The organism is Paenibacillus chartarius (genome assembly GCF_042432825.1).
In the GTDB taxonomy this organism is placed as follows: Bacteria; Bacillota; Bacilli; order Paenibacillales; family NBRC-103111; genus Gordoniibacillus; species Gordoniibacillus chartarius.
Genome location: NZ_JBHLWN010000025.1, coordinates 1 through 15,450 on the forward strand (window position 1 = coordinate 1; position 15,450 = coordinate 15,450).

At 53.1% G+C, this 15,450-nt stretch carries 15 protein-coding genes; 11 read left to right on the top strand and 4 right to left on the bottom strand.

Annotated elements, in window-relative coordinates; genetic code table 11:
• On the bottom strand, positions 1-187 hold a 187-nt coding region (locus ACFFK0_RS05815), incomplete at its 3' end, for a helix-turn-helix domain-containing protein (RefSeq protein ID WP_377469021.1).
• Positions 188-370: 183 nt separating this feature from the next.
• Here ACFFK0_RS05815 and ACFFK0_RS05820 point away from each other — a divergent pair.
• The 5 genes from ACFFK0_RS05820 (at position 371) to ACFFK0_RS05840 (ending at position 5,237) form a co-directional block, all read left to right on the top strand.
• On the top strand, positions 371-1,078 hold the full coding sequence (locus ACFFK0_RS05820) for a glycosyltransferase (RefSeq protein WP_377469022.1): 708 nt from the start codon (positions 371-373) through the stop codon (positions 1,076-1,078).
• Between the two features lie 129 nt (positions 1,079-1,207).
• Positions 1,208-2,731: a spore germination protein gene (locus ACFFK0_RS05825; RefSeq protein WP_377469023.1), complete on the top strand. Its 1,524-nt coding sequence runs from the start codon at positions 1,208-1,210 to the stop codon at positions 2,729-2,731.
• Positions 2,732-2,743: 12 nt separating this feature from the next.
• Entirely contained in the window at positions 2,744-3,937 is a 1,194-nt protein-coding gene (locus ACFFK0_RS05830) for a Ger(x)C family spore germination protein (RefSeq protein WP_377469024.1), read from the top strand.
• Entirely contained in the window at positions 3,934-4,161 is a 228-nt protein-coding gene (locus ACFFK0_RS05835) for a hypothetical protein (protein WP_377469025.1), read from the top strand. Before ACFFK0_RS05830 ends, ACFFK0_RS05835 begins: the two co-directional genes overlap by 4 nt.
• Positions 4,161-5,237, top strand: a complete 1,077-nt coding sequence (locus ACFFK0_RS05840; protein ID WP_377469026.1) for a GerAB/ArcD/ProY family transporter — start codon at positions 4,161-4,163, stop codon at positions 5,235-5,237. The genes ACFFK0_RS05835 and ACFFK0_RS05840 overlap by 1 nt, the downstream gene beginning before the upstream one ends.
• A 107-nt stretch (positions 5,238-5,344) precedes the next feature.
• Here ACFFK0_RS05840 and ACFFK0_RS05845 read toward each other — a convergent pair whose 3' ends face one another.
• Positions 5,345-5,968 (bottom strand): TetR/AcrR family transcriptional regulator, encoded by a 624-nt coding sequence (locus ACFFK0_RS05845; RefSeq protein WP_377469027.1) that lies wholly within the window; start codon positions 5,966-5,968, stop codon positions 5,345-5,347.
• A gap of 205 nt (positions 5,969-6,173) precedes the next feature.
• On the opposite strand from ACFFK0_RS05845, the gene ACFFK0_RS05850 reads away from it, so the two are divergent.
• Entirely contained in the window at positions 6,174-7,628 is a 1,455-nt protein-coding gene (locus ACFFK0_RS05850; RefSeq protein ID WP_377469028.1) for a serine hydrolase domain-containing protein, read from the top strand.
• 115 nt (positions 7,629-7,743) lie between these two features.
• Positions 7,744-8,871, top strand: coding sequence for a glycerate kinase (locus ACFFK0_RS05855; RefSeq protein ID WP_377469029.1), 1,128 nt, complete (start codon positions 7,744-7,746; stop codon positions 8,869-8,871).
• Positions 8,872-8,953: 82 nt separating this feature from the next.
• On the opposite strand, the gene ACFFK0_RS05860 is transcribed toward ACFFK0_RS05855, so the two are convergent.
• Complete coding sequence (locus tag ACFFK0_RS05860; protein WP_377469030.1) at positions 8,954-10,303, bottom strand: MATE family efflux transporter; 1,350 nt, start codon at positions 10,301-10,303, stop codon at positions 8,954-8,956.
• Between the two features lie 178 nt (positions 10,304-10,481).
• On the opposite strand from ACFFK0_RS05860, the gene ACFFK0_RS05865 reads away from it, so the two are divergent.
• The 3 genes from ACFFK0_RS05865 to ACFFK0_RS05875 all read left to right on the top strand — a co-directional run bounded on the left by ACFFK0_RS05865 (position 10,482) and on the right by ACFFK0_RS05875 (position 13,017).
• On the top strand, positions 10,482-11,003 hold the full coding sequence (locus ACFFK0_RS05865; protein ID WP_377469031.1) for a TetR/AcrR family transcriptional regulator: 522 nt from the start codon (positions 10,482-10,484) through the stop codon (positions 11,001-11,003).
• 106 nt (positions 11,004-11,109) lie between these two features.
• The gene (locus tag ACFFK0_RS05870; protein WP_377469032.1) at positions 11,110-12,102 is read left to right on the top strand and encodes an NAD-dependent epimerase/dehydratase family protein; all 993 of its coding nucleotides are present in this window, start codon (positions 11,110-11,112) and stop codon (positions 12,100-12,102) included.
• Between the two features lie 213 nt (positions 12,103-12,315).
• Complete coding sequence (locus tag ACFFK0_RS05875) at positions 12,316-13,017, top strand: GT-D fold domain-containing glycosyltransferase (protein WP_377469033.1); 702 nt, start codon at positions 12,316-12,318, stop codon at positions 13,015-13,017.
• A 20-nt stretch (positions 13,018-13,037) separates the two neighbouring features.
• Here ACFFK0_RS05875 and ACFFK0_RS05880 read toward each other — a convergent pair whose 3' ends face one another.
• Positions 13,038-14,345, bottom strand: coding sequence for a nucleotide sugar dehydrogenase (locus ACFFK0_RS05880; RefSeq protein ID WP_377469034.1), 1,308 nt, complete (start codon positions 14,343-14,345; stop codon positions 13,038-13,040).
• Positions 14,346-14,469: 124 nt separating this feature from the next.
• Between ACFFK0_RS05880 and ACFFK0_RS05885 the strand changes: the two genes are divergently transcribed.
• Positions 14,470-15,204: a glycosyltransferase family 2 protein gene (locus tag ACFFK0_RS05885; protein ID WP_377469036.1), complete on the top strand. Its 735-nt coding sequence runs from the start codon at positions 14,470-14,472 to the stop codon at positions 15,202-15,204.
• Positions 15,205-15,450 lie beyond the last annotated feature (246 nt).

The window sequence follows — 15,450 nt, forward strand, 5'->3', positions numbered from 1 at the left end:
GATCCTCAAATACACGCTCACCTTCTTCCCGGTACTTCCTCATCCATTTTTTAACCCGACCGGTATCATGTATTCCTAGATGTTCCGTAATCTCTCGATACGGCCACTTTTCCTCCACATGCAACCGAATCGCTTCACGCTTCACCGATTCTGGATAGTGATGAAATTTTTGTCCTTTAACCGCCATAAAAATGCACCCCTTAGAATTCATCGGAATAACCAGGGGGTTTTTCCAATGTCTATTCTAAGGGGTGCACTTCAATATTGCCTGCGAGGTCTTTTTCTCTCCAAAATGGGCGGCGTTCCGTCTACTCCATCCGATCCGGGCCTGAATAAGATGAACACTGAAGTTAAGGAAAGGAAGGATAAGATGCGGAATAAAACCGTAATCGTCGAAATTGAATTTAACAACCGTTCCAAGCCGAATAATAAATGGAAGGTCGGGTTGACGAAACGCTGGATCGAATACAGAATGTCCATCTTCATGAAATATACGCTGCAAAGTCTTAAGAAACAAACGAATCAACATTTTACAGCGCTTGTAAGATATGCTCCGGAAAGCGAGAAGCTGATTCGTCAAACGCTGAAGAAATACAAACCGCTTCCCGGCAACATACGGTTTGTAACCGACAGCCGCTTGCTCGATGTCAAGAAGAGGCTGGCCCAAGGCTCCCGTTATCTATATTTGGTTCGGCTGGATTGCGATGACACGTACAATAAGACATACGTTCAACAGCTGCACGATGCGAAGCCGAAGTCCGGCGTTTATGCGCTAATCAACCAGAAAGGCTACGTTCACGATAGTGTGCACCATCGGGTAGCTCCGATCTATCTGCCTTCCCCGCCTTTCTACACTTGGATTTATAAGACGAAGGAGTATATCAGGGGGAAAAGATACAATGTACGCGGACATGGGCAAGTGATTCGGCATAAGCATGAGATCATGACGACAAACGGCAAGAGAAACTACATGATTATCGTGCACAAAAAAAATACGCTAAATCAAAATCTGCTATCCAAATGTAAGTTTGTGAAGAACCGGGCGAAAGTGAAGCTCGTTTTGAAGAAATTTATTTAGTTCGCCTGTATGCTGTGCAATCGGCAAATACGGGGGCGGCCAGCCTTCGTATTTGCCGATTTTCGTTGAGCAGTAATATTTTCCGGTTTTTACGTCGATGCTTTTTAAGTAAGAGCCTTCAGCCTCATCATGATGAAATTCGAGGGAGCAAGAATGGGTACATACACGGCGTCGTCTAAGGTTTGGCTTACTTCAAGTCTACAGGACAATACGGACTATTTGCTTAACGAGTTTGCGGACTGCTCGGATGCCGTATTCAGGGATTTGACGTTTGCGGACAACCTTCAAGGAGTGCTTGTATATTTTGACGGCATCGTTAAAACAGAAGAGCTGAATAACAGCGTGCTTCAACCGCTGCTGCTTCATTACCGCGAATTAAGCTCCGAACAGCCGGACGTTAAGGACATGGAGGAACGGCTGATAACCTTGTCGGAGACGTCCCGGGTGCGGACGCTCGAAGATCTTGTTGATCGGGTGCTGGAGGGCAATGCCGTATTGCTGCTGGACGGCTTTAACGAAGCGCTTGTTCTGCATGTGGCGGGAGCGACGCGGCGAAGCGTCCAGGAGCCGCAGTCGGAGGCCGTCGTCCGGGGGCCGCGGGAAGGATTTGTCGAGAGCATTCAAACGAACGTGGCACTCGTGCGGCTGCGGATTCGTTCATCCAAGCTCAAGATGGTCCAATATGTGATAGGCGAAGAGACGAAAACAACGGTTATGCTTGCATACATGGAAGGAATCGCCAAGCCTGATGTCATTGACGAGGTGAAGCGGCGTCTGGCTTCGATCAAGATTGACGGGATCCTGGAAAGCGGTTATATCGAAGAGCTTATCGAGGACAACCCGTACTCACCGTTTCCGCAGCTCAGACACAGCGAACGTCCCGATACGGTGGCATCGCAGCTACTGGAAGGGAAGTTTGCGATTTTCACGGAAGGTACCCCGTTTGTTCTGAAGGGTCCGACGAATTTGTGGCAGATGATTCAAGCCAACGAAGACTACTACGAACGGTACTTGATTGGAACGCTGCTGCGGATTTTGCGTTACTTTCTGATGACCGTAGCTCTTCTATTGCCTTCGCTGTATATCGCGACAACCACCTTTCATCAGGACATGCTTCCGACGACGCTGCTGCAAAGTATTGCCGCCGCGCGGGAGGCCATTCCGTTCCCGGCTTTAATAGAGGCTTTGATTATGGAGATCGCGTTTGAAGCGCTTCGTGAAGCGGGCGTTCGTCTTCCTAAGACGGTGGGTCAGGCGGTCAGCATTCTCGGCGCGCTGGTGATCGGGCAAGCTGCCGTTCAAGCGGGTATCGTGTCCGCTCCGATGGTCATGATCGTGTCCATGACGGGGATCGCATCGTTTACGATCCCGCATTTCAATTTTGCGATTTCCGTCCGGATGCTTCGCTTTCCGCTAATGTTCCTGGCGGGGATATTAGGTCTCTTCGGGATTGTAGCGGGAATTTACCTGATCGGGCTGCATCTGGTCATGCTCCGCTCGTTCGGGCAGCCGTACTTGACGGGGTTTGCGCCTTATCGTAAGCATGAAAGCAAAGATATGGTAGTCCGTGTCCCATGGTGGCGAATGAAGCTGCGTCCTTCCACGAGCCAGCGCAGCAATAAACAGCGTCAAGAGCCGGATTACCAAGGCTAGGAGGTCGTTCCTTTGCAAGCTGCCGCGGCTAAAATTATACTCAGCTTCTTTGCGGTACTGACGATGCTTCTCGTTACTGGCTGTTGGGACCGCAGAGAAATTAACGATGTGGCTCTCGTTTCGGGCAGCGCCATCGATAAGAAGGGAAATCAATACACCGTCCTTTCGCAAATTCCTCTGCCGAGCCAGATCGGCGGCGCCGGGTCTAAAGGCGGAGGCGGAGGAACGAACGGCAAGCAATCGTGGTATAACGATTCGGCGACAGCCGATTCTTTACGACGCGTTATCGAGGACATGCAAAGAACGGTCTCCCGGGAATTGTATTTTGCACACCGCCGCATCGTTGTCTTCGGAGAGGAGATGGCGCGAAGCGGATTGGAGCCGGTTATGGATGCATCGATCCGTCTGCCTCAAAACCGCTTGTCATCGTTGGCCGCCGTCACGAAGGGGGAAGCGGGCGCGCTGTTCAATGTCCGGGCTCCAATGGAGCAGCTGCCGTCGGAAATGATGCGTGAGCTCGTGCAAAATGCAACAAGAACACCGTATACCTTAAAGCGTCTCAATCAGGAGATACTGCGCGACGGTCTGGATCCGGCAATTCCTTTCATTAGAGTTCATCAAACGACCGAAGTGTCCGGAAAGACAACCACATTGGAGCTGGCCGGCGTCGGGGTCCTGAAGAAGGGCTCATTGGTCGGATACCTGGAGAGTGATGAAGCGTCCTATCTGTGGTGGGCGATGGGGGAGGCCAATAATCCCGTCGTTCAGGTGGAAGCCCCGGAGAGCGGAGGAAGCATTTCGTTATTGTTTCAGGAAGTGCATGCGGACCTCGTTCCGCAGTTCACGGACGATCAAATTTCCGTAGTCATCAGAATCGACGCAAAAGGAGCGGTTGTGGAAAATGAATCCAATTATGACCTGACGGCGGATGAGAGAATGGAAACGACTGTCCAGCTTGCGGAAAATAAAATCAAAGCAGGTATTGAACGGACTGTGAAAAAATTACAATCCCTTCATTCCGATCCGATTGGCATCGGCGATGTGATTTATCGCAAAAACGATAAAAAGTGGTCGGCTCTGCGCGACAAGTGGAACGATCAGGAATATCCGAAGGTCCAGGTGTCGGTGGAGACCAACCTTTATATAGAACATAGCGGCTCCATAAGAGAACCGTTCGGCTATCCGGAAGGAGAAATTACGAGATGAGCATCTTCGTGCAGGCGCTGATCGTCGCGGGCCTCTGCTTCATTCTGGAATGGAATGCATTTCGCAAAGCGTCAACGGGGGCTCGAATTGCCATTAGCATGTCGTATCTATGTTCTGTCGCCATTTGGGTGTATGTGTTCAAGAGCGTACAAACCGTTCATCCGTCGGAAATCTTGCAGGCGGCATTGGCAGCTTTAAATCCGTTCCGGTCAGGGGGGCTATGATGCAAAAGCTTTCGGCAAGACAACTCGTATTAATCAGCTGCGGACTGACTCTGGACGCTACCCTCATCAGCATTCCCGCGCAAATGGTCAAGGTTGCGGGGCATGACGCCGTGTTTTGTTATTTTATTGCGATGGCTTTGATTGTATTATCATGGATTGCGATTGTGAAAACGGTGCAGCGCTTTCCGGGCCAAGATCTCTTCTCCGCACTGACGGACCGTTTTCCCTTCATCGGGAAAGTGATCGGGCTCTCTTATGTCGCGTTCTTCTTTCTGATCCTGACGAGAGATTTACGCTCGATAGCCAGCTTTGTGAACTACTCGCTGCTTCCAAGGACGCCATTGTCGGTTATTATCGCCGTATTGGGCGTGTGTGTCGCTTTAACGGTAAGGAGCCGGTTGAAGGGTGTCGGACGGATGACCGAAATCTACCAAACCAGCTTGCTGATCATTATTCTGCTGCTTCCGGTACTGCTGTTCAAGGAAGTGGACTATAGATGGATGCAGCCGTTATTCAGTCACAGCATAACGGATGTTCTTCATGGGAGCTGGTATGCGGTAGCGTATTTGGGCGAAATCGTCGCCATTCCTTTTCTCCTGTCAAGCTCGTCCTTTCCTGTTCGGCACGGTTTGTATGGCTTGCTGATCGGGGTAGCGATGCTGGAGGGTTTGCTCGTTCTTTGCATAGCGGTGTTAAGTCCGGAAATCACATCCAGATTTTTATTTCCCAATTATCATTTGATTCGGGAAATCCGGATTACCGACTTCCTTGACCGTTTCGATGTCGCGATAGTCGGCGTATGGCTGCCTGCTGTTATGGTCAAAATCGCATGTACGTTATATTTTGTTTGCCACGGCATACGGCGAATATTCCCGAGCCTGCAGTTTGAGCAAATCGTTACGCCTGTTTCCGTGTTCACCGTTGCTTGCTCGATGTGGCTGTACGCCAATTACAATCAAATTTTGCATTTTAACGCGCACTGGCCTGTACTGGGTCTGTTGTTTGAGGTGCTGATCCCTATCGTCATGTACTTCGTGCTGCGTCCTAAAGTCAAATCAACGGCGTTAGCGAAATAAGACAAGGAGGACAGCGAAGAGAAGGGGAACATCATTTTGCTGTCCTCCGGATTGTTGATTTAGGCAGCTTGCGAAAGCTAAACCTTATGTCAAGACGAAAGCTCCATTCATCGTTTGGAGGCGGCCATGGCCTCCACTCCAGCCAAGAGGAGGTCTATACCGAACGCAAAGTGCTGTTCCGTATCTACGCAAGCCGCAATATTCGGAGCCGCTTCTACGAGCCAAGGATACTGCTGCGGCGGTAGCCCGCCGTAGAACTCCAATAATTGAGCCCCCCACACCCGGCGCTCTGCCTCCGTGCCTTGTATGTAACCATTCCCCGCTACAACCAGCGACACCACTTGATTCAACAAATATTCAAAAATGAAAAACGCTTCCCGAGGCTCGAAGCCGGCGCTGCGCAGGATGCCAAGCGCAGTCTCGAAGATGGCGAGTCTGTTCTTTGAAGGCAGAGATCGCCTGGACAGCAAGCTGCTGCCCGATGGATGGACGAGCAGCATCCGACGCAGTGCGTAAAGTAACCCCCTTACTTGTTCCCGCCAATCTGTCTCTTGTACCGCAGAGGTATCGAATGATGCCAGCACATGTTCGGTCATCGCATCTAACAGGTCATCCTTGTTGCGTACATGCCGATATATAGCCATGGGCGTTACGCCGAAATCGTGAGCTAAGCGTCGAAAGCTTACCGCTTCGATTCCTTCCGTATCCGCAATATTCAGGGCAAGCCCCACGATGGCCTCGCGACTAAGGCGAACAGTGCTTTTCCGGGTTGGGGAATCCTTGGGTAATCGATCATCTTTATTGTGAACCAAAGTTCGACTCCTCCGATTAAAAGGGTATCCATATTATAACACAAGCAGGTTGATGGGTATACGCCGTATACTTATACTGTATGTATACGGTGTATACTTTAAGGATGAGGAGCTGATCTCCGCTTTGAAACAACTTCGCAGCATTCGCCCAGTAGCGATACTTATTGGAGGTATAAGGAAAAGCCGATTTCGCTTGCTGGCCGCTGCGGTTGTATTGACGCTATGCGCAGGCTCGGGATTGTTGCTTTACCAGCCATTGATGGTTGCTTCGGGTTTTGCCAGTAAAGAAATTTGTTCCGGAGCCTTTGTTTCGGGTCTCGATCCCGATCAAGTTTACGCCGACATGGTTAGGCCTGAGGGGGCCATTGGATACATCAGCAGCTTGATTCGCCTCCATGTCGATCATGAAAAACGGATGGTAACAACGACTGTCGCGGGACTGTACAAAACTCAGGCGGTGTACGGTGATGGGATAGGCTGTATGTTAGTGCATAGACCCGAGGACGTGAATATAGCTTCGACCGCTGATTTTAATAATCCGGTTGGCCCATCGGATACGCCGGCTCCTGAGTCGGAGGGGCTCGTCGTAACTGTTCCTGGAAACGAACGATTGAACGCTGCACTCGACCGCGCTTTTGCGGAGCGCGCGCAGCCTCCCTATATTCGGACACAGGCAGTCGTCGTGATCCAAGCTGGAAAGATCATTGCCGAGCGTTATGCCCCCGGCATAGGCGCGGATACGCAGCTGTTGGGTTTCTCGATGACAAAATCCGTCACCAATGCGCTGATCGGCATTCTGGTCCGGCAAGGCAAACTGGACGTCGGCCATTCAGCACCCATTGCCGCGTGGCAAAACGAGAAGGATCCCCGTCACATGATCACGATTGATCACTTGTTACGGCAGACAAGCGGCCTTGCTCTGAAACAAACCAGTTCGGGATTCGATCCTGCTTCAAGAATGATATTTGTCGAGCGGGATATGGCGGGCTTCGCAGAGAAGGCAAAACCGAATGCAGCGCCTGGAACAGAGTGGGCTTACACCGACGGTAACTACATACTTCTCTCTCGAATCATCCGCGACGCCCTCGGCGGTCGGGCTTCGGATGTAAGAGAGTTCGCACAGCGTGAGCTTTTCGGTCCGGCCGGCATGAACCACGTGACTCTGGAGTTCGATGCGACCGGCACACCGAACGGTGCTATGTCTATGTTAGCGTCTGCGCGTGATTGGGCTCGTTTTGGGCTCTTGTACCTGAATGGCGGCATGGCAGGCACTAAACGCATCCTTCCCGAAGGGTGGGTTGAATATTCTGCTTCACAAACGCTTGATACCGGTTATGGAGCCGGTTTTTGGATTAATCGTCCGGCTAACGGCAATGCGCCGTACGGAATTCCTTGGGGGATGCCCCATGTGCCGCGTGACGCATTCTTCGCTATGGGCAATATGGGACAGCATATTGTGATCGTACCTTCCCAGCAGCTTGTGGTGGTGCGTCTAGGCATTTCGCATCATCCCGATGGCCTCGTCGCAGGCGCAGACCGGTTAGCCGCCGACGTGATCGCGGCGCTTCGCCAGGATTAACAGAAGGGCTTCTTCCGCCTATTCTTAATGGAAACGAAGAAAACCATCCGATGCTATACTCACAAGAGGCGCTTCTCTTATGATAGAAATAAGTGAACGGAAGGGGGGTGGCGTTATGAAAATCGTTGTAGCCCCGGATTCTTTCAAGGGCAGCTTAACGGCGATTGAGGCATGCCGCGCGATAGAGGAAGGGATACGGCGAGCTGCGCCGGAAGCCGATATCGTCAAGGTGCCGATGGCCGACGGCGGCGAAGGGACGGCGCAAAGCCTCGTCGACGCCATGCAGGGACAGATGCGCCAAGTCGCCGTACGGGGGCCGCTGGGCAATCCGGTAGCCGCCAAATACGGCATATTGCCGGATCGTACGGCAGTGATTGAAATGGCTGAAGCATCGGGGCTGTATCGGATTCCGGCCAAACGGCGCAATCCGCTGCTGACCTCGACCTACGGAACGGGCGAGCTGATCGTTGACGCGCTGGATCAAGGCTGCCGCCGCTTTATCGTTTGCCTGGGCGGCAGTGCGACGAATGACGGGGGCGCAGGGATGGTACAGGCGTTAGGGGCGGGGCTGCTGGATGAAGACGGGCGCCAGCTGCTTCCCGGCGGGGGCCGTCTGGGAGCGCTGCAGCGCATCGATATAAGCGGCATAGACCCGCGGCTTCAAGACTGTACGTTTACGGCCGCCTGCGACGTAGACAATCCGCTGTGCGGTCCTCGCGGCGCCAGTCATGTGTTCGGCCCCCAGAAGGGGGCGACGCCGGACATGATCGGGACGCTGGACCGCCATCTCCGGCATTATGCGGAAGTCATCGAGCGTGAGCTCGGCAAGCAGATCCTGCATGTGCCCGGAGCGGGTGCAGCAGGGGGAATGGGGGCGGCCGTGCTCGCCTTCCTGAACGGTACGCTCCGGAAAGGTGTGGAGCTGGTCATGGAAGCGGCCGACTTGAAGAACAAGCTGCATGGAGCCGATCTTGTCATTACCGGAGAAGGGCAGAGCGACTTCCAAACCGCCATGGGCAAGGCGCCGTTCGGTGTCGCCAAGGCCGCACAGCAAGCCGGGGCTCCGGTCGTGCTCATTTCCGGCTCCATCGGAGCGGGTATCGAGGCTTTGTACGAGCACGGGGTAGTCAGCGTGTTCTCCATCGTGAACCGGCCGATGCCGCTGGAGCAGGCGATGAACAACGCATACGGCCTGCTTGCGGATTGCGCCGAACGGGTCGTTCGATTGGCTAAAATAAAATAGTGTTTCCGGATTGAAACGGGGCTGCCGCCTTGAAGTAGAATGATCTGCTTCAGGCCGACAGCCCCGATCGCCGGATAAGCTGCTACACCGCAGACGTGCTGCCCTTCGCGGCATACAACGTCCGGCGGGTGCTCCACTTCCGCATGAATACGGACATTCGCACGATTTCGTCGGCAAGCATGGCCAGGAACACCCCTGTCAAGCCTAATCCGAATACCGATCCGATTACGTAAGTGCCTCCGGCCTGCAGCACCCACATACCGAAGACGGTCATGCCGGCCACCACGTTCGCGTTCCCGACGACATTCAGAGCGTTGGACGAGCAGTAGCCCATTAGCCGTAACGGCTGCCACACGATGCATACGGCCAGCGCCGGCAAACATTGACGGATAATTTCCTGATTGGCGGTAAACAGGCCGAGCACCCAAGGTCCTCCAAGCGTAAGCAGAACGCTCAAACCGGCCACGATACCGATCCCCGCCTGAATGGCACGGTATACGCTGGCATGCGCTTCTGCGTGGCGAAGGGCGCCATGAAGCTGACCGACCTGAATTTGCATAGCGCCGCCGATTGCAGCCGTGATCAACCATGGCAGCTGCTGTATCGTCTGCATATACGTGTATGCGGCCAAAGTGTCCGCACCCATGCGGGAAACCAGCGACGATACGATCACTTGAGCGTAGCCCCAGGAGACTGCGGTTACACAGACCGGCAAGCCGATCTGCAGCATCTCTCTCAAGATTTTCCGGTCTAGGGACCACCATTCCGGCAATCGCCATGTGCCGCGGAAGCAGTTGTATGCCAATATGGCGATAAACAAGCAGGCAAGGATTCGGCTGATCACGTTGGAGTATGCCGCTCCTGCAAGCCCCATCTCCGGCATACCGAACAGTCCGAAGATCAGAACGCCATTCAGGAGTACGTGCACGAGATTCATACCGAGAGAAATGTACATCGGCCCTCTCGTATTGCCCGTGCTGCGGATGATGGAGCCCATCACGGACAGCAGCACCGTCCAGACGGTACAGGATCCAACGATAGTTAAATAGCCGGTTCCGTATTGCAGCACCTCAGCCGGTGTACCAAGGAAGGATAATATCGTCCCGGCAAAGCAATAAAAGACGAACCCGGTCAGCAAGCCCGCCAATAAGCTGAATTGTATGGAGAGTATCGCCGCCTTACGAGCGTCCGCCATTTGCATGGAGCCCCATTTTCGCGAGATGACAACTCCCGCCCCTGCATTGATGACCGCAAACGCCATCATCCCCGACATCAGCACCTGATTCGACAACCCCGCAGCGGAAACGGCGGCATCTCCGATCCGGCTGACCATCATCGTGTCCACGGCTCCCATGAGAAATTGAAGCAGCAGCTCGATTCCGATCGGCCACGATAATCGCCACAAAGATAAGTTGGGCTCGGGCTTCGTCATACTATTCTCCCTTTCTGGTTGCGGTTGAATCGCTTACCATATCATAGCATATGGCATGGATTTTAGTAGAGCAAAGCTCGGCCGTGAATTGCTTGCTTGTGAAATGCCGGCGATTGGGGTACACTTTGTTGGTAATTGATGAATCGATAACTTTGTGTGCGAGTAGGAGACGGTAAACATGGCTAAAGGCTCTGACAAATCAGCAAATCGTAAATCGGACATCATCTCTGCCGCGATCGAGGTGTTCGCCGAAATCGGCTACTACCGTGCTACAACTGCGCAGGTTGCGGAAAGAGCCGGCATTTCCCAGCCGTATGTGTTCCGCTTCTTCGCTTCCAAAGAAGCTTTGATGGTTGCAGCGCTTAGCGTATCGTGGGAAAGAATTCTTCGTTCATTCCGCCGCGTGACGGAAACTTCTACAGCGGACACGCTGGAGGCCGATCTGATACAAGCATACGAAGACATTCTGGAAGCTCATCAGAACGAAACGCTGCTGCAGATGCAAGCGCAGACGATTCGTGAGGAGGCGGTGCGGGAAGTGATGCGCAATGGATTCGTTGAGGTCAATAGGCTGGTACGAGCCGCTTTTCAGGATGCGGGAATGGAACAGCCGGGGCAGCGCGCGTTTTTATTTTTGGCAAGAGGGATGCTTTGCAATATTGCGATGTCGCTCGGGCTGCCGGAGCTTATCGAAAGATAGGCCGGAGAAACAAGCCTGCAAATTTAGTGATTGACCAATCACTAACCATCGTTTATACTCATGTTAGTGATTGATCAATCACAAAACTCGACGAGGTGATATGAATATGAAGAAAGCTATTGTACTAGGGGCAACGGGCGGTACCGGAGCGGCCATTACCAAACAACTTATTCAGCGAGGCATTCCGACGATCGCCTTCGGGCGTTCTCTGGAGAAATTGCAGAGGTTCGCCGAGGAGCTTGGCCGGCCTACCCTTCTGGAAATAGCGGCGGGCGATGCGTTTCAGCTTGATCCCGATCATCCCGCATTCGGCGATGCGGATATGCTGTTTCACTGTGCGAACGTGCCGTATCATGAGATGGAGCGCAAGCTGCTGCCGCTCGGGGAATCCGTCATGACTTTCGCGCACCGACGCGGCATGAAGGTCATCGTCGTGGACGGCATTTATCCTTACGGGAGGAGAACGACGGAGAAGGCGACTGAGGATCATCCGAAACGGCCGCATACACGCAAGGGCAAAACGAGACTCGCCTACGAGCAATTGATCTTCGACGGGCGCTTTCATCGCGCGCAGGCCGCTATCGTTCGATTGCCGGATTATTACGGTCCGACCGCTAACGAAGCGTCTTACCTCGGATCGACTCTGGAGGGGATCGCGCTCGGCAAGCCGACAGCGTTTATCGGCAACCTTCACATCCCGCGCGAATATGTGTATCTCCCCGATGCGGCGGACATGATCGTAAGGCTGGCCCTCACGGAACACGTCTACGGCCAGAATTGGCACATACCGGGCTCCGGCGTAATTTCGGGCCGGGAAATCGTACGGCTGGCGCGGAAGGCCAGCGGAGTTGCGGTAAAGCCGGTCATTCCGCTCGGCAGAGCGGGCTTGACGCTGCTGGGGCTTTTCGTACCCGTCATGAAGGAAGTCGTCGAAATGCTGTACTTAACGGAAGAGCCCTTCGTATTAAGCGGCGAGAAGTTCCGGAGACGGATTGGCCCGATTGCCGCAACCTCTTTCGAAGAAGGTATCGAGGAAACGATTCGTGCGATCCAAAGCAGGCGGGGAACCGGTCTGGAATATGCTGCGGCGGCTAAATGATGGTGATTTGTGATTGATCAATCAATAATTATATTTTTATTGACGAATGCCAAGACAGCACAAAGAAGCAGACCCTGCCGCAAGTCAGGGCGTCTGCTTCTTTACTGTGCTTGCTTCCTCTATTGTGCTGGGTATATGCCGTGTTTCGGTTTTGGATGCCGACATACCGTAGTAAAAAACAGGTAATGCCGGCGACGGCTCCTGGAGGAAGGAATGAGGGAAACGATGGCTGCTTACTTGCCGCTCCCCACTGTGTTAAAGAAAATTCAGAATGCCGTAGCCCGCAAGAAGCCATTTTCGTTAGTGAGAGTCGGGGACGGAGAAAATATCGTGCTGGCTCAAAATACCGTATGGACAATCAAGAGAGTACTCCGCGAGCCGTGGGCGAAACGCGGCAATAAGGGAGTGACGCTTCCGAACGTTAAGCTTCGAGATGACATCGTAAGATCGATCCGCAAAGCTTCTGTCGTTGGCATCCTGCCCCGGAATGACCGCATGATCCGTGCTCCGCGCTACTTGAAGAGAACGTTAACGGATCAAGTGTTCCGCTATCACGGCTTAAAACCTTCGTTAACGTGTAACGCTTGCGTCAATCGCATGATGCCTCATCATCCGCTCTTTCGTAATTTGGTAAAGGGGAAGCGGATCCTGATCATTAACCGAGACCCGAAAGCGATCAAGGCTGCGCTGGAAAAATCCCCATACAAAGCCAAAGTGACGGCGATGATCACATTCACTCACTACCGGCAAATTCCTGCCACACTGCGGAAAGCGGCAAAATTAAAGCACGCTTTCGACATCGCGCTCATCTCGTGCGGCGTCAATGCCGTCATTATGGCGCCTAGAGTGGCGGAGCTTACCGGCAAAGTCGCGATCGATTTCGGGAAAGCCCCGAAAATGATGAAACGGAAATAGTTTGATTTGGTCTGCAGTCGTTAGACGGCTCCTCCGCCCAAGGTCACTATGGTTGCCTGGCTCGAACGGCCCGCGGTCGCGTTGCGGCAATCAAATACGAGCGGTGTGTGCTGCAAAATCAGATCCACCGGCATGGCGTTATGATCCGTATGAATGAGCACGCAATCGACGGCCTTCAGCGATTCCTCCGACAAGCTTACGCTATCCAGCTTCAGGTCTCCGACGCTTAGAGCGGAAATGAGGGGGTCGTGGAACATAACGTCGGCGCCGGCTCTATGCAGCAATTGGATTAATGGAAGCGCGGACGATTCGCGGGTATCCGGCGTATTTTTCTTGTAAGTGACCCCGTAGATCAATATTTTGGCTCCGGACAGCGTCTTCTCCGGCTCCAGCACCGACCGAAGACGCTGGACGACGTATTGCGGCATCGTTTCGTTGACGACGTGCGACAGCTCGATGAATTTGCTCTTGATGCCAAACAGATTCGCTTTCCATTGCAGGTACAGCGGATCGACCGGGATACAGTGGCCGCCGATGCCGGGCCCCGGATAGAACGGCGTAAATCCATAGGGCTTCGTTCCGGCTGCGGCGATGACCTCCCATACATTGATGTTCATTTTGTCGCAAATTTGCGCGAACTCGTTTATGAAGGAGATGTTCACGAGCCGGAACGTATTTTCGAGCAGCTTTGCCATTTCGGCGACCTCCGTGCTGGAGACCGGAACAACTTGCTCGAACACTTGGCTGTACAGCTGAACGATTCGCTCCAAACACGCAGGGGTCATGCCGCTGACGAGCTTCGGGATTTGTGTGAGCGCCGTTTGGCTTCCGGGGTCGATCCGTTCCGGAGAGTAAGCGACGAAGATGTGCTCCCCGATCGTCAAGCCGCTCTTGTCGAGCAGAGGCTGCGTGACCTCTCTCGTCGTACCCGGATACGTGGAGCTCTCCACGACGATCAGCTGGCCATGCCGAAGGTAGGGAGCCAGCCGGTTGCACGTATCCGTTAAGTAGCTGAGATCCGGTGTATGCAGAGGAGTCAGCGGTGTCGGCACGCAAATCACGATGCTGTCCGCATGACTCATCTCACTGTAATCGCTAGAAACGATAAGCCGCTTGGAGGACAAGACGGAGTGAAGCTCTTCATCCGTGATGTCGTGAATATAGCTGTTTCCGTTGCGCAGCATGTTGATTTTACGGTCATCCAGATCGATGCCGGTAACTTGGAACCCTTTGCTCGCAAAAGCGCATGCCAATGGTAATCCGACGAAGCCAAGACCGATAATGCCAACCTTGTGTGCGAGTCGATTCCCATTATAGCGATCATCCATGATGCCCGATCCCTCCACATTCTCGGTTTATTTGATCTCTATAACATATGAATCTCTCAACCGAGTGACAGGTCATCTAACTTGGTGGATACGTCCAAAATTGCATGAGGGGAGGAGTGCAGTTATGAACAGAACCGCAGGGAAGGGCGTTACGATTATTACGGCAACGATTCGGCCGGAGCATATCCATGACATTTTTTACAATTATGCCAGGCAAAAGTGGGAGGCGAAGGAGCTCATCATCATCCTCAATAAGGACTCGCTCAACATGGAAGACTATCTCGAGCTGGCCGAAAATTACCGGGCGGTGCGGGTGTTTCGCCTGCCGGAGAGCAAATCGCTCGGGGAATGCTTGAACTTCGGTGTCCGGAAAGCGAAGCATTCGATCATCGCCAAATTCGACGATGACGACTATTATGGGCCGCACTATATTGCGGAAGCGATGCGTGCGTTCTGGAGCTCGAATGCGGATGTTGTCGGCAAATATTCCGTTCACTACTACTTCCCTGCCAAGAGAAAAATATTGCTGACAAATAAATCGCAGCGTCCGCACCGGTTCGTGAGGAAGATTGCCGGGGCGACGATTATGTTCAAGAAAAGAGTTTTCCCGAAGGCGAAATTCGTAAGAGCGTCCCTGGGAACCGACGTGCTGTTCCTTGCGGCGTGCCGGCGCCACGGATACCTCATTTATACGACAACCTCATATAATTTTGCGGCCATCCGCAAACCGGACTCGAAATCGCACACTTGGCAAATTACCGAGAGACAGATGTTTGCGAAGCGAGATTCGAGGGTGATTGCGAAAAGCAACTACCGCGCGTACGTCAACCGGCCTGTCAATCGGCTTCAGAAGCCATAATCCTCCGGTGCCCGACGCGGATACAAAGCAGCGGATCAGGTCTATTCGGGACCTGATCCGCTGCTTTACAGTAGCGGGCCGCGCAACCAGCCTCGCTTTCGTAGATTGCTAGACTCGTCGGCTCCACCGTTCATCGGCGCCTGCCGCATTCTCTGGAGGGTGTTTTTCTCACGGCAAGCATTGTAAATTTTTTGTGCCGATTTTATAATAAACATGAAAATGATTTTCCTTGGAATGAGCGGAGGA